Raw genomic sequence first — 14,886 nt, forward strand, 5'->3', positions numbered from 1 at the left:
CGAAAGCGGCTTTTTTTCTTGCCATCAACTGGTATAAGCGGTTGATTTCTTGCTATAATAGATGTATAGGAGAAAGACATGGAATTATACGATAATTATTCAGATAAGGCAAAAATGATACTTGATCAGGCTTTTACAGAAGTAAGATCGATGAATATGAATTATGTAGGCTCAGAGCACTTGCTACTTAGTCTTCTAAAAGTGAAATCAGACATTGTGGATACCATTAAGAGGTACAATCAGCTGACTTATAAAGATGTCAAAAAAGAGTGTCTAAGATATGTGGGCATTGGCCTTGTAGAAAGAGAAATACAGGGTTATTCAAGACGGGCATCAGAGATACTAAGGCTGGCTTCACACGAGGCCAATGCTTTAAAATCTCTTAAAGTTGAACCTGAGCATATGATGCTTGCCTTGTTGGACCAAAATGAGGCGACGGCTGTAAAGGTATTAGAAAAGATTGGATTTTCTGCTTTTGATTTAAAGACAGACATCATCAGAGAGTTAGATTTAATTGAGAAAAAAGCTAAGAAAGCCAAAAAAGAAAAGATTCAAGCCTCTTTAATAGACTCTTATGGCATATGCATGACCGATATGGCCAAAGAAAACAAATACGACCCACTTATTGGTCGTGATGAAGAAGTTAAAAGAGCCATTCAGATACTAGGCAGAAGAACCAAAAACAACCCTTGTTTAATTGGCCAGCCTGGTGTTGGTAAAACAGCCATTGCTGAAGGTATTTCAAGAGCCATTGTTTCAGGAAATGTGCCGGATTATCTATTAGATAAGAAGATTGTGTCTATTAATTTAGCCTCGCTTCTTGCTGGCTCTAAGTTTAGAGGAGAGTTTGAAGACCGTTTGACCCAATTGATTAAGGAGGTCAGACAAGATAAGAAGATCATTTTATTTATAGATGAGATCCATACCCTTGTTGGAGCAGGCGCTACCCAAGGGGCCATGGACGCTTCAAATGTTTTAAAACCTTTTTTATCAAGAGATGATATCAGACTGATTGGTGCAACAACTATTTCTGAATACAGAAAACATATAGAAAAAGACCAGGCACTTGAAAGACGTTTACAGCCTATACTCATTCATGAACCGAGTGAAGAAGTCTGTATAGACATGCTGAAGGGACTCAAGTCAGTTTATGAGTCTTATCATGGCATTGCCATTGAAGATCAAGCACTTACAGCGTCTGTAAAGCTATCTAATCAATACATACATGATAGGTTCTTACCAGATAAGGCCTTAGATATATTGGATGAAGGTGCTTCAAGATGTCGTCTCAATAAGGTAGAAACCTTAACGGCTGATTATATTTATGAAATTGTCGCCTTATGGACAGGTATTCCTGTAGGCCGTTTGACGACTGAGTCTATGACAGAACTGAAAAAGTTAGAAGATACCTTATCCTCTCGTGTGATTGGTCAAGATGAGGCCGTAAGGGGTGTTTCTAAATCCATTATAAGAAGTCGAGTCGGTTTAAGTGATCAATCAAGACCACTCGGAACCTACATCTTTTTAGGCACAACAGGTGTAGGAAAAACTGAGCTTGCAAAAGCCCTTGCAGAAGCCTTGTTCGGCAGTGAAAAGGACTTGATACGGATTGATATGTCTGAGTACATGGAAAAACATGCTGTATCCAAGTTGATTGGTGCTCCTCCTGGTTATGTTGCCTATGAGGAAGGTGGCCAGCTGACAGAAAAAATACGGACCAAACCATTTTCTGTTGTCTTGTTTGACGAACTAGAAAAAGCCCATCCAGATGTTTTAAACCTCCTGCTTCAAATGCTAGATGAGGGGATTCTAACAGATGGTCAAGGCAGAAGTGTCTCTTTTAAGAACACGGTTCTTATTTTTACTTCCAATATTGGAACAGATAAAATCAACAAAAAAACCATCGGTTTTTCAAGTGATCCAATTGAGTTTGAAGCGTCCCTTATAGAGGACCTGAAGAAATCTTTAAAGACAGAGTTTATCAATAGAATCGATGAGATCATCGTCTTTAACAAGCTTGAAAAAGAAGCGGTCTTAAAAATTATTGATATGCTCTTAGATAAGCTGGTTTCAAGGGTTTCATCCCTTGGCTATGAGTTTGAGATATGTGATAGGGTCAAGGAAATGATTTATGACAAAGGTTATTCAGAAGTTTATGGTGTAAGAAGTTTGAAAAGAACAATTGTTAAGTTATTAGAAAACCCATTAGCAGAATTTCTGTTAACTTATCAACATGAAAAGGGTGCTGTCATTGAGGCATGCCTTGATGAAGAGGGCATCAAGATTCTTCAAAAGTGTTAGAAAGGGAAAAAAATGGGTAAAATAAAAACAAGGTATGTGTGCCAAGAATGCGGTGCTGAAAGTAATAAATGGCTAGGAAAGTGTCCAACTTGTGGAGAATGGAATACTTTTGTAGAGGAATTTATTGATAAACCGGTTGTCACAAAAAGTGTTGGTATCAGCAACAATAAGAAACCAGTGCCTTTAAGTCAAGTCGTTATTGATGATGAAGTGCGTTATAAGACGCATATGAAGGAACTCGATAATGTGTTGGGTGGTGGTATTGTAAAAGGATCCTTGGTCCTAGTAGGTGGTGATCCAGGTATCGGAAAATCAACGCTTTTATTGCAGGTTGCCAATACTGTGGGTATGAGCGGTCAAAAGGTCCTGTATGTATCTGGTGAGGAATCTTTAAAACAGACCAAGTTACGTGCAGACCGCTTAAGTATCAAATGTGATCAAATCTACATGGTTTCTGAGAATAACTTAGATTATATCGTCAAGTATGTAGAAGAACTGTCGCCTGATATTCTGATTGTGGACTCTATTCAAACCGTTTACAATCCGGCCGTTCAGTCGTCTCCTGGCTCTGTTTCTCAGGTTAGAGAGGCAACTGCCACCTTGATGAAGATTTCCAAGGTAGATGCTGTGGCAACTTTTATCGTAGGACATGTGACCAAGTCGGGTTCCATTGCTGGCCCAAAGGTACTTGAGCACATGGTAGACACTGTACTTTACTTTGAAGGAGACAAGAATCATACATTTAGGATTCTTAGAGGTGTGAAGAATCGTTTTGGTTCTACCAATGAAATTGGTATCTTTGAAATGACCTTTAAGGGGCTCAAAGAGGTCTTAAATCCTTCGGAAATATTTTTAAGCAATCGTCCTGAATCAGCACCAGGTTCAGTCGTGGTTGCAGGCATGGAAGGCACGCGTCCCGTGCTCGTTGAAATACAGGCTTTGATTTCAAATTCGAGTTTTGGTACGCCAAGAAGAATGGCTGTTGGTGTGGATCATAACAAGATGGTTATGATGATGGCCATATTAGAAAAGCGTTTAGGCATCCAAATAGGTGGATGTGATGCGTATTTAAACGTTGTTGGTGGCATGCAATTGTCGGAACCAGCAACAGATTTAGCCATTGTGGCAGCAGTGATTTCTTCCTTTAAGGATAAGGTTTTAGAAGAAGGTGTTGTTATATTTGGTGAAGTGGGCCTCACAGGTGAGGTCAGATCGGTTTCCCATGTGGAGCAAAGAATTCATGAAGCCATCAAACTTGGTTTTAAGAAATGTATTCTTCCAAAGGGAAATCTAGAACAAACGGTATCTGGTATTGAACTTATAACAGTAGAAAATGTTGAAGAGATGTTGAACTATTTATTTTAGGAGTCCACCATGATTTACATGCAGAATCGCGATTACGACAATTTTGGTCATATTTTAAATGAGCTATCACCTGGTACGGCTTTAAGAGAGGGCCTTGAAAATGTACTGGCAGCTCAAACGGGTGCTTTAATTGTCTTTGGCGATACGGATGACATTAAAAGCATGTCAGATGGTGGTTTTTTTATCAACGAAGATTTTCTTCCTGCAAAACTTTATGAACTTGCAAAAATGGATGGTGCTATCATTTTAAGTGAAAATGGTAGACGCATCGTTTATGCAAATACACACTTAAATCCAGACTCAAGTATAGAGACCAGTGAAACAGGTATCAGACACCGTACAGCTGAAAGAGTGGCCAAGCAAACAGGCCTCTTGGTTATCTCCATATCACAAAGAAGAGATTTGATTACATTGTACAAGGACGGTGGTAAGTATGTTTTACCTGATGTAGAACAACTTATCAGTAAAGCAAATCAAGGTATTCAAACGGTTGAAAAGTATCGTAAGTCATTCGAAGAGAGTGTTGAGATGCTCAACGGCTTGGAACTAGAGGATTTGGTATCCTTAAATGATGTTTGTATTGTAATCCAACATGGCGAAATGCTTGCCAAGATGGGTCGCGAAGTCAAACGTTATATCAATGAGTTAGGTACAGAAGGCGATATCATCAATACCCACCTTGAACAACTGATTGGTGATTTAGATGATGAGCTTAAAAACATTGTTAAAGACTATTCTTATCCGAATGCACCAGAAACATTCGATGAAGATTATTTTATGGATTTAACAGAGATTTCAAGACGATTGGGTTATTATTCAGAAGTAGATGTATTGGATGCCCCTGTATTTACCAAGGGTTATCGACTATTGTCTAGAATCAAACGTGTACCAGACTATGTGATTGATAATTTGATTGATTATTTTGAAGATTTTCATTCTATTCTAAATGCTGATATGGAACAATTGGACGAAGTTGAAGGTGTAGGTGCTGTTAGAGCAAGAAACATTATAGAAGGCCTAAGAAGAATCAGAGAGCTCTATGCATTTATAAAGAAGTAGGGAGGTTATATGTTTAAGTGTGGCGATAAAATCCTGTACCCTATGCACGGCGCAGGTGTCGTTGAGACTATTGAAGAAAAAAATGTTTTAGGCGAAAACCATAAGTACTATATTGTAAATTTACCGACAAAAAATATGAAAGTGATGATTCCTGTTGATAGAAGTGATGCACTTCACTTACGTGAGATCATTGATTCCAAAATGATTCCTGATGTATTTGATGTCTTCACCAAGGATTATGTTGATAGAGGCTTGAATTGGAACAAGCGTTATAAAATGAATTTGGAAAAAGTAAAAAGTGGCGATATTTATGAACTTGCAAATGTGATCAATGATTTGATGCAAAGAGATTCCAAAAGAGGTTTATCAACGGGCGAAAGAAAAATGCTCAATGATTCCAAACACTTATTTATCTCAGAAGTAACTTTATCGACTGGTAAAGAAAAAGATGAAGTGGAAAAGTTAATCAAGACATACTTTTAATCAAGAGCAATCTTGATTTTCTTTTATGCACATTTCATAGGATTTATTTCTCTTTTAGGGGATATCTCTATAATTATGACTAGTTTATTAAATAACTCTAAAAAACAAGGTAGAATGGGGCTTATATGGTAATATAAGATAATTAAAGAAAGGAGTGATGATATGTTTAAAAAACTCATTCGCTTACTGTTGACTTTAGCGGCCATGTCCACTGGAGCAGCCATAGCGAATAGTATGGTAGGCGCAGAAGGATTTGACTTAACAAGGTTTATAAAATTACCCTTTGGTGAAATGATAACGGAATTTATTTTTATTGTGTTATGCGGACTTATTCTAGGATTAATTATTTTTATTTTATCACCGTTTTTGATTCGCCAGGGAGAAAGACTTGCTAAGTACATTGAGAGGGAGATTACAAAACTTCCAGCAGAACAGGTGATTGTAGGATTTCTAGGTTTGATATCAGGTTTCTTGGTTGCCTTTATTATCAGTGGTTTGACTCAAAACTTAATACCTATGGAGATCATCAATAATGCAGTCAGTGTGGTCTTGTATTTATTCTTAGGCTACTTGGGTGTAAGGGTGGCTCTTGGTTCAAAGCTGGATTTTACTAGAATTATCGAGAGCTTTTCTAAGCTTACCTTATCTGGTAGAAACGATGGGGCTAAACCCAAAGTTTTGGATACCAGTGTGATTATTGATGGTAGAATTTTAGACATTTGTAAAACCAAGTTTATTGAAGGTAAGTTGATTGTACCAGAGTTTGTTTTAAAGGAACTGCGTCATATTGCAGATTCTTCTGATGCCTTAAAGAGAAAACGTGGTAGAAGAGGTTTAGATGTTTTAAACAAGCTGCAAAATGAAATTGATAATGAAGTTATTATTGATTCTACTGACTTTAAAGATGTAGGTGAAGTAGATATCAAGCTTTTAAAGTTAGCAGAAAAACTAAATGGTATGGTTGCAACCCATGATTATAACTTAAACAAGGTTGCTGTACTTCATGGTGTGGATGTTTTAAATATCAATGAACTTGCCAATGCTGTTAAGCCGATTGTTTTACCGGGCGAAGAAATGATTGTAAACGTGGTAAAAGAAGGTAAGGAAAACAACCAAGGTCTTGCTTATTTAGATGATGGCACCATGATTGTTATTGAAAATGGTAAGGACTTAATTGGTAAAACCATTTCAGTTGAAGTAACAACTGCCCTACAGACGGCTGCAGGTAAAATGATCTTTGTGAAGCCTAAGAAGGTCATCTCATGATATCGGTGATTGTGGCGGCTGCAGGGACCGGTTCTAGAATGAACCATGAAAAAAAGAAGCAGTTTATTGAGCTTTCAGGTGTGCCTATTATTGTTAGGACACTAAGAGCCTTTGAATTAGATGAAATTGATGAAGTCATTGTAGTAACAGGCAAAGAAGATATAAGCCTTATTGAAGCTATGGTCAAGGACTTTGGTATCAAGAAGGTAAAAGCGGTTATTGCTGGCGGTCCTAGACGCCAGGATTCCATATACAATGGTCTAAAAAAAGTATCTGGTGATACAGTTTTAATCCATGACGGTGCAAGACCTTTTGTATCTAAAAAAATGATTTTGGACCATATAGAAAAAGACCATAAAGACTGTGGCTTTATATCGGCTGTCCCATCCAAAGACACCATAAAGCTTGTTAGAGATGGTATGGTTGAAGAGACTTTAGACAGGTCTTTACTTTACAATGTTCAAACACCCCAGTCATTTGAGACCAAGTCTCTTCTTAAGGCTTATGATTATGCCTATAAGAAAGCGCTGAGTGTAACGGACGATGCTTCTGTTTATGAAGCTTACGGAAAGACTGTGAAAATTGTAAATGGTCGTTATGAGAATATAAAAATAACCACGCCTGAAGATTTGGCAATTGGTGAATACATGATAAAAACCAACTCAAAATGAGTTGGTTTTCTATTATTCTATAAGCTTTGTTGTAATTTCAGTGACAGATCTAAGTACTTCTGTACCACCGCCATATACATTTTGGTTTTTACCGTTCATTTCTACCTCATTACCTATAAGCCTACCGTTAATGGTTTGATTTTCACCATTGAGTTTGACCTTGCCATTAGGTGCATAAAGGATACCATCTATAACGGTGCCCGGTTCATTGACGATGATGTCTTTGTTCTTTGAATACAAGCAAATGAAATCGTCTGAGTTGATATGTGTGCTGTCACCGTTGATGATGATTTCATCCGTAGCTATGATACAACCAGAACCGACAAAGTTGTTGCCGTTAATGGTCACTTTGCCTTTAACGTATATGTTGGAATCAAGGTTGATATCGCTAGAGTTGAAAGTAACATCTCCGTTGTAGTAAGTCCCTGCTGCCTTTGCCTGTTGTTTGATTTCCTCAGAGAAGTCAGGCATTTCTATGAAGTGGTGATTAGGTACTTGTTCTGTTATAGAAAGACTTTCTCCATCTAACTCTATTTGCTTAACCGCTTCTGCACGACCATCAATGGTGATACGTTTGCCATTGAGTTTAAGTTTTTCGTTTGTGTGTGCATCGCCTTCAATCATGATGTCCTCACTATTGAGTATGAGTTCTTTTTCTGTAGATCCTGAGAAAATAGTATATAAAAAGGCTTCATAAAAATCGCCTCCGCTTTGGGCTGCTCCCTGTGTAGACACGATTTGATTATCAAAACCGATAATTGGAGCAAATACTAGGTCGACATTTCTTTGACCAACAATCCTAATGATGGAGTCATTTTCTTCGAAAGTTACACTGATATCATCACTGGTATATCCGTTTAAAACGATGTATTGATTGGCTACATTTTTTGCCTTGGTGGTGTCTGGCAGTTCTGGTGCTGCTGCTAGGAGTGTTGCATCTATGGCAACTTGGAGTTTTTGCTTTTCAACAACAACTCTACCAATATCAATGACAAGTGCCATGACACCTAAAAGTATGATCATAACAAAAACGACGATAACCAGTATTGAGCCATCTTGTTTCCTGAATGTATTCATTTTTGTCTCCTTTCATCTTACATATATACCCGATTTGTGAAAAAATATTCGATTTTATTTTCAAAAGCCTCAATAAAGTGTAGTATAAAGTAAAGAAAGGAAGATGAATAATGAGAATAGGTATAGGCTATGATGTACATAAATTGGTTGAAGATAGAAAACTTATTTTAGGGGGCCAGGAAATCCCTTATGAATTAGGCCTTTTAGGACATTCCGATGCAGATGTTCTTGTCCATGCCATTATGGACGCCCTTTTAGGAGCAGCAGGTTTAGGTGATATTGGCAAGCACTTTCCAGATACAGATCCTGCCTACAAGGGCATATCAAGTATGAAACTTTTAGAACATGTTAAGACCTCGTTAGATGACGCTGGTTACGAACTAGGTAATCTTGATTCTGTTGTGATTTGTCAAAGACCGAAACTAAAAGATTATATCCCTAAAATGAGACAAAATATAGCTGACGTCTTAGATGTTTCTGTAGATCAAGTCAGCGTAAAGGCAACGACTACTGAAAAATTAGGTTTTGCAGGTCGTGGTGAAGGTATCGCTTGTGAAGCGATTGCCCTACTTATGAAAGTTTGATTTGACATACGAATTATTATGTCATATTATAGTAAGAAAATCGATGACAAGGATTATTAGACTTAAAGACTTTGTAGAGAGTGAGGCGCTGGTGAAAGCTTCATAAGAAACTGAAGTTGAACCTACCTTTGAGATGGATACTAACCTATCCCGTGTGGAAACGATATATTCCAGAAAGTGAGCCTTTGGCTAATTAGAGTGGTACCGCGGACCCCCGTCTCTTTAGAGATGGGGGCCTTTTATAATAATCCGAAAACATTCGTGTCTTAAACATGAGATGAATCGGATTTAAATGTTAGTATAAAAAACTTTGCTCCAGAACGAAAAATTGGAAACAAAAACTGCTAAAAACGAATACGAACACTTGTTCTACACTTCTAAAACATGGTATAATAAGAGGAAGAGAGGAGGTGATAAAAAATGAGTAAAAGCAGTACTTATAGAACAATTCAAATCAGAGTAAAATCAGGCCATGATATGTATAATTATTGTGATGAAATGTGTTTTAACTCAAAAAATCTTTTTAACACAACAAATTATCATTTCAGACAAGTTTTCTCAGGAATCGGTAAGAGTAAGCGTCATAAAAATGAAGATGAAGTCATCAATGACATTAATGAGAAAATCCCTTTGATTAACAAGAAACTTCGAGAAAGTTATAAAAAGAAAAATAAGAAAGGTAAAAAAGCAAAGGGTCCAGTGCAGTTTGACTTGCTATCAAAAGACAATAAGATTGTTACTTACAATCTATTGGATGCTTACTTCAAATACATCGATCAAGTAGATTATAGATCTCTACCAGCTCATACAAATCAGAATACAATCAAACAGGTTATTAGGGCATGGAAGAGCTATTTTAAGTTAATGGATCTCTACAGAAAAGGTGAGTTAGAAGATGAACCTAAAATACCAAAATATAAAAAGAAAAATGGCAGATATGTTGTGGTTTTGTCCAATCAGGTATGTGTGATAAAAGACGATGAGGATCCTTATAAAAACGATAAATATTTGAGATTTCCAAAGACAAACTATCAATTCAATATCACAAAATGCATGGACTATGAAAAATTTAAATTAAAAGAAGTGCGTATTGTACCAGGTTCAAGTTTCTATACACTTGAGATTGTACTGGATCTTGGTGAATCTGAAGAACTGTCACATGATAGTAAGCGTATATTAGGAATTGATATCGGTGTAAACAACTTGGCAACTATTGTAAACAATGTTGGTCAGCGATCAGTTATTGTAAATGGCAAAGGACTTAAAAGCATCAATCAATACTATAATAAAAAACGCGCAGGTTTAATGAGTATCTTGAGAAACGGAAAACAGAAAGATGAAGGTCACTATCATTCAAAGCAGTTGAATCGATTAGACGAAAAAAGAAATGCAAAGGTAAAAGATTTTTTACATAAATCCAGTCGTTATATTATAGATTATGCTCTAGAGCATGGTATAGATACGATTGTAATCGGTTATAACAAAGGATTTAATCAAGCCTGTAATATGGGAAAGAAAAACAATCAAAACTTTACAACAATTCCATTCAAAAAATTCATAGATGTACTTGACTACAAAGCAAGTGATGCAGGCATCAAACTAATCGTTACTGAAGAAAGTTATACATCGAAAGCGTCATTCTTAGATGGCGATGAATTACCAGTCTATAATGAGAGTAATAAGAAGACCTATAAGTTTTCAGGTAAGCGTATTGAAAGAGGCTTGTATAGGACGAAAACAGGCACAATCATCAATGCGGATGTTAATGCAGCATTTAATATCATAAGAAAAGTATTTCCAAATGCGAAAGGCGAATGGAACAGAAGCGTCTTGGAGGCGCCATTTAGGATAAGGGCAGTTTGCTAATCTCCTAAGGAATCTCGTGATTTTAATCATGAGAACTTCAAAAAGCCATGTGGTGTGCTCATGAAGACTGTGAAGGTAAAATCAAGGAAGATACCGGGGCAACCATCAGATGTATGCCGTTTAAGCAAGAAAAATTATCAGATACTTGTTTAGTTTGTGGAAAAAAAGCTGATAAAATGGTATATTTAGCTAAAGCCTATTAAGGTAAGTATTGCTAATTCTATGTTTGTCCATTATATTATATAGGTAACTAGATAATAAATGGTGAAACATACAAGATAAAAGGAATTACAGGAGGAAACGAAATGAGTAATCGCGTAAGATTTGCGCCGTCTCCAACAGGATATGTACATGTTGGTTCTTTAAGAACGGCCCTATATGACTATATGTTTGCTAGAAAACATGATGGTAAGTACGTACTAAGAATTGAAGACACAGATAGAACAAGACTTGTGGATGATGCTATTGAAAATTTAATCAATGCCTTTGAATGGGCAGGTATCATGCATGATGAAGGACCTTTCTTTGAAGAAGGCAAGATGGTTCAAAGAGGTGACTATGGTTCTTATATTCAATCTGAAAGATTAGATACATATAGACCTTATGTGGACCAGTTGTTAGAATCAGGTCATGCGTATTACTGTTTCTGTTCTAAAGAAAGATTGGATGAAGTAAGAGCAAAGAACAAGGAAAAGGGTATTATTTCAGGTTATGATGGCCATTGTAGAGACGGTTCTTTAGAAGAAGCAAAAAAACGTGTTGCTGCTGGTGAATCATATGTTGTAAGACTTAAGATGCCAGAAGACCGTGAGCTTGTATTTGAAGATATGGTTAGAGGTACTGTAAAGATGAACACAGCAGATTCTGACGACCAGGTTCTTTTAAAGGCAGATGGCTTCCCGACATACCATATGGCAGTTGTTGTAGATGATCATTTAATGGGCATCACACATATGATCAGAGGTGAGGAGTGGTTACCATCTACACCTAAGCAAATTATTTTATATGAAGCACTTGGCTGGCCACAACCTAAGTATGCACATCTTCCTAACATCTTAAATACTGAGAAAAAGAAGCTTTCAAAGCGTCATGATTCAGTAGCTGTAGAAGACTTTAAGAAAAAAGGTTATTTACCAGAGGCTCTAATCAACTTCTTAGCACTTGTTGGCTGGAGTCCAGAAGGTGAAGAAGAGATCATGACACTTGAAGAAATGACCAAGCAGTTCTCATTTGAGAGAGTATCAAAATCAGGTGGTGTATTTGATGTTCAAAAGCTTAACTGGATGAACAACCAATACATTAAAAATGCTGATGATGACCGTTTAACAGACTTGGCTATGCCTTACTTAGTTGAATCAGGTATCATTAATGAAGATGGTCTTGAAGGTCACTTTGATTGGGTTAAGAAGATTGTTTCTTTGGTTAAAGAAAAGCTTGAGTACATGGCTCAAATTACTGACTATGTGCCGTTATTTATTGGTGACGTGGTAGAAATCACAGATGATTCTGCTATGGAAATGATCAAGCTAGACCATGTACCAACATTGATTGATGCTCTAGTAGGAAAGTTTGAATCTGCTGAAGCCTTTGATGCACCTTCTGTTAAGAAGTTATTTAAAGAAGTTCAAAAGGAAACTGGTATCAAGGGTAAGAACTTATTCATGTGCACTAGAATTGCCGTAACAGGTCAAGAACATGGTTCTGATTTAATGGAAACTATTGCGATTCTAGGCAAGGATAATGTTGTTAAGAGAATGACATCAGTTAAAGAAAATTATTGTTAATTGTTAAAATCGCTTGCAAAAGCGATTTTTTTTTGTTATTATCACACTAATTCAAAGACCATGATTAGGAGAGTAAATTATTGAAAGTCTTTAGAGAGGGTTCTGGTTGGTGAAATGAACCTAGATGGCAGATGGTTGAAGTGCACCTATGAGTCGCCGCTTGAAATTGAGTAGGGTTGGCCGGTTAATACCGTTATCTATTATATGAGATAGGCTTAGGCCTAATTAAAGTGGAACCGTGAGTTAAATCGCCTTTATTATGAGGGTGATTTTTTTGTTTGGTATGAAAACCAGTTTAATAAGTAACGAAGCACTCGATGTGCTGAGTGCTTATTTTTAGAAAGGAGTAAGCGATGAGACAAGAAGGACTATTAGCTTCTATTGTAAGAAGAGACCCAGCTGCTAAGAATAGATTGGAAGTACTAGTCTGTTACCCTGGTGTACATGCTGTTATAGCACACCGTGTCAATCATTTGCTCCATAATATGGGTTTAAGGGTCTTGGCTAGAATGGGTTCTCAAATCATGAGAGTACTGACTGGCATTGAAATCCACCCAGGTGCTGTTATAGGCAGAAGACTTTTGATAGACCACGGCATGGGTGTGGTTATTGGTGAAACTGCCATTATTGGAGACGACGTGACCTTGTATCAGGGCGTGACTTTAGGTGGTACAGGTAAAGACCAAGGCAAGCGTCATCCGACCATTGGCAACGATGTTATGATCGCCTCTGGAGCTAAAATACTTGGGCCTTTTAAGATTGGTGATCACTCAAAAATCGGTGCGGGATCTGTTGTTTTAAAGGAAGTACCGGACCATTGTACAGTTGTTGGTGTACCAGGAAGGATTGTTAAGCAAAACTATAAAAAGGTGGATGAGGAAAAACTCTGTGATATGGACCAAGTTCATTTACCAAATCCCGTTGAAGCTGAGTTTGACAAGTTAAGAAAAAAATTGCTTGAACTAGAAAAGAAGGTTGGCTAATACCTAATTCATAGGAATAGTGATATAATAGATAAGATAAAGGAGTGCTTATGAGACTATATAATACGATAACTCGTGAAAAAGAAGAGTTTAAACCTCTTGAAGAGGGAAAAGTAAAGATGTACGTGTGTGGACCAACAGTTTATAACTACTTCCACATTGGTAATGCAAGACCTTTTTTAATCTTTGATGCTTTCAGAAGATACCTGGAGTATAGAGGTTATGACGTCACTTATGTTCAGAACTTTACGGATGTAGATGATAAAATCATCAACCGTGCTATAGAAGAGAATATTGATCCAATGACCGTTTCTCAAAAGTACATTGATGAATACTTTAAAGATGCAGATGCCCTTGGTATCAAGAGAGCTGATTTTCATCCAAAAGTATCAGAAAACATTGGTGGTATTATAAAAATTGTTAAAACACTTGAGAAAAATGGCTATGCATACAATGTTGACGGTGATGTATACTTTGACATGAAAGCCTTCAAAGACTATGGTAAATTATCAGGTCAAATCATAGATGAGTTAGAAGCCGGTGCTAGAATCGATGTATCTGAAGTTAAGAAAAACCCAATGGATTTTGCCTTATGGAAGAAGAAAAAAGAAGGTGAAATTGCATGGAAGTCTCCTTGGGGTGAAGGTCGTCCAGGTTGGCACATCGAATGTTCTGCAATGATCAATAAACACTTAGGTGAAACCATTGATATTCATGCAGGTGGCAAGGACTTGGTTTTTCCACACCATGAAAATGAAGTAGCCCAAAGTGAAGCTTATACGGGTAAGACACTGTCTAACTACTGGATGCACAATGGTTATATCAATATTGATAATAAGAAGATGTCAAAGTCTGAAGGTAACTTCTTTACAGTTAGAGAAATTCTAGAAAAATACGATGCGGAAGTCATTCGTTTCTTCTTGCTTTCAGTTCAATACAGACATCCTGTTAACTTCTCTAGAGAACTGGTTGAATCAGCAGCCAATGGACTGGATAGAATTTATACAGCTAGAGACAACATGATGCATCTACTAAAGACAGCACCTACAGGTCTGAGTGATTCAGATCAGGTCATCTTAGATGGTTATCAAAAACATAAGATCAAGTTTATTGAATCACTTGATGATGACTTTAATACAGCTGACGGTATTGCTGCCATATTTGAACTTGTTAGAGATATGAACAAGGATATGACAGAATTATCTTCTAGAGAACTTATCTTAGGCACTTTAGATTTGTTAAAAGAATTGACAGGCGTACTTGGTATTTTAGTTAAAGAAAATGATGTGCTTGCTGATGATTTAAAAGCGCTTATCGATGAAAGACAAGAAGCTAGAAAGGCTAAAAACTTTGAGCGTTCAGACGAAATCAGAGATTTACTATTGGAAAAAGGTATTGTACTTGAAGACACACCAACAGGCGTTAAGTGGTCATACAAAAGATAGGA

12 protein-coding genes, 1 pseudogene and 2 other annotated features are annotated in these 14,886 nt (G+C 37.0%); of the genes and pseudogenes, 12 read left to right on the forward strand and 1 reads right to left on the reverse strand.

What is annotated here, in order from left to right; all coding sequences use genetic code 11:
• The first annotated feature begins 78 nt into the window (after window positions 1–78).
• The 6 genes from EZV73_RS23095 (at window position 79) to ispD (ending at window position 7,145) form a co-directional block, all read left to right on the forward strand.
• A complete protein-coding gene (locus EZV73_RS23095; protein WP_240842814.1) occupies window positions 79–2,301 on the forward strand; it encodes an ATP-dependent Clp protease ATP-binding subunit in 2,223 nt (740 codons plus the stop codon).
• 12 nt (window positions 2,302–2,313) lie between these two features.
• Window positions 2,314–3,666 (forward strand): DNA repair protein RadA, encoded by a 1,353-nt coding sequence (gene radA, locus EZV73_RS23100; RefSeq protein WP_240842815.1) that lies wholly within the window; start codon window positions 2,314–2,316, stop codon window positions 3,664–3,666.
• A gap of 9 nt (window positions 3,667–3,675) precedes the next feature.
• Window positions 3,676–4,725, forward strand: a complete 1,050-nt coding sequence (gene disA / locus EZV73_RS23105) for a DNA integrity scanning diadenylate cyclase DisA (RefSeq protein ID WP_240842816.1) — start codon at window positions 3,676–3,678, stop codon at window positions 4,723–4,725.
• 9 nt (window positions 4,726–4,734) lie between these two features.
• A complete protein-coding gene (locus EZV73_RS23110; protein ID WP_240842817.1) occupies window positions 4,735–5,208 on the forward strand; it encodes a CarD family transcriptional regulator in 474 nt (157 codons plus the stop codon).
• Between the two features lie 162 nt (window positions 5,209–5,370).
• Window positions 5,371–6,474 carry a PIN/TRAM domain-containing protein gene (locus EZV73_RS23115; RefSeq protein WP_240842818.1) on the forward strand — a complete coding sequence of 368 codons (1,104 nt, stop codon included), beginning with the start codon at window positions 5,371–5,373 and terminating at the stop codon, window positions 6,472–6,474.
• A complete protein-coding gene (gene ispD, locus EZV73_RS23120) occupies window positions 6,471–7,145 on the forward strand; it encodes a 2-C-methyl-D-erythritol 4-phosphate cytidylyltransferase (protein WP_240842819.1) in 675 nt (224 codons plus the stop codon). Before EZV73_RS23115 ends, ispD begins: the two co-directional genes overlap by 4 nt.
• Window positions 7,146–7,157: 12 nt before the next feature.
• Here ispD and EZV73_RS23125 read toward each other — a convergent pair whose 3' ends face one another.
• The gene (locus EZV73_RS23125) at window positions 7,158–8,222 is read right to left on the reverse strand and encodes a TadE/TadG family type IV pilus assembly protein (protein WP_240842820.1); all 1,065 of its coding nucleotides are present in this window, start codon (window positions 8,220–8,222) and stop codon (window positions 7,158–7,160) included.
• 110 nt (window positions 8,223–8,332) lie between these two features.
• Here EZV73_RS23125 and ispF point away from each other — a divergent pair, with 110 nt between their 5' ends.
• The 6 genes and pseudogenes from ispF (at window position 8,333) to cysS (ending at window position 14,884) form a co-directional block, all read left to right on the forward strand.
• Window positions 8,333–8,806, forward strand: a complete 474-nt coding sequence (gene ispF / locus EZV73_RS23130) for a 2-C-methyl-D-erythritol 2,4-cyclodiphosphate synthase (protein WP_255813946.1) — start codon at window positions 8,333–8,335, stop codon at window positions 8,804–8,806.
• Window positions 8,807–8,840: 34 nt separating this feature from the next.
• Window positions 8,841–9,031: a binding site (T-box leader), on the forward strand.
• A 195-nt stretch (window positions 9,032–9,226) separates the two neighbouring features.
• On the forward strand, window positions 9,227–10,672 hold the full coding sequence (locus EZV73_RS23135) for a transposase (protein ID WP_240842821.1): 1,446 nt from the start codon (window positions 9,227–9,229) through the stop codon (window positions 10,670–10,672).
• A gap of 41 nt (window positions 10,673–10,713) precedes the next feature.
• A pseudogene (locus EZV73_RS23140) lies at window positions 10,714–10,875 on the forward strand (proline--tRNA ligase); the annotation flags it as partial.
• 102 nt (window positions 10,876–10,977) lie between these two features.
• Window positions 10,978–12,456 carry a glutamate--tRNA ligase gene (gene gltX, locus EZV73_RS23145; RefSeq protein ID WP_240842822.1) on the forward strand — a complete coding sequence of 493 codons (1,479 nt, stop codon included), beginning with the start codon at window positions 10,978–10,980 and terminating at the stop codon, window positions 12,454–12,456.
• 51 nt (window positions 12,457–12,507) lie between these two features.
• Window positions 12,508–12,715 (forward strand) — a binding site (T-box leader).
• Window positions 12,716–12,809: 94 nt separating this feature from the next.
• Window positions 12,810–13,439: a serine O-acetyltransferase gene (cysE, locus tag EZV73_RS23150; protein ID WP_240842823.1), complete on the forward strand. Its 630-nt coding sequence runs from the start codon at window positions 12,810–12,812 to the stop codon at window positions 13,437–13,439.
• Between the two features lie 50 nt (window positions 13,440–13,489).
• Window positions 13,490–14,884, forward strand: coding sequence for a cysteine--tRNA ligase (gene cysS / locus EZV73_RS23155; RefSeq protein WP_240842824.1), 1,395 nt, complete (start codon window positions 13,490–13,492; stop codon window positions 14,882–14,884).
• Window positions 14,885–14,886 lie beyond the last annotated feature (2 nt).

The organism is Acidaminobacter sp. JC074 (genome assembly GCF_022496765.1).
Classification (GTDB): domain Bacteria; phylum Bacillota; class Clostridia; order Peptostreptococcales; family Acidaminobacteraceae; genus JABXKX01.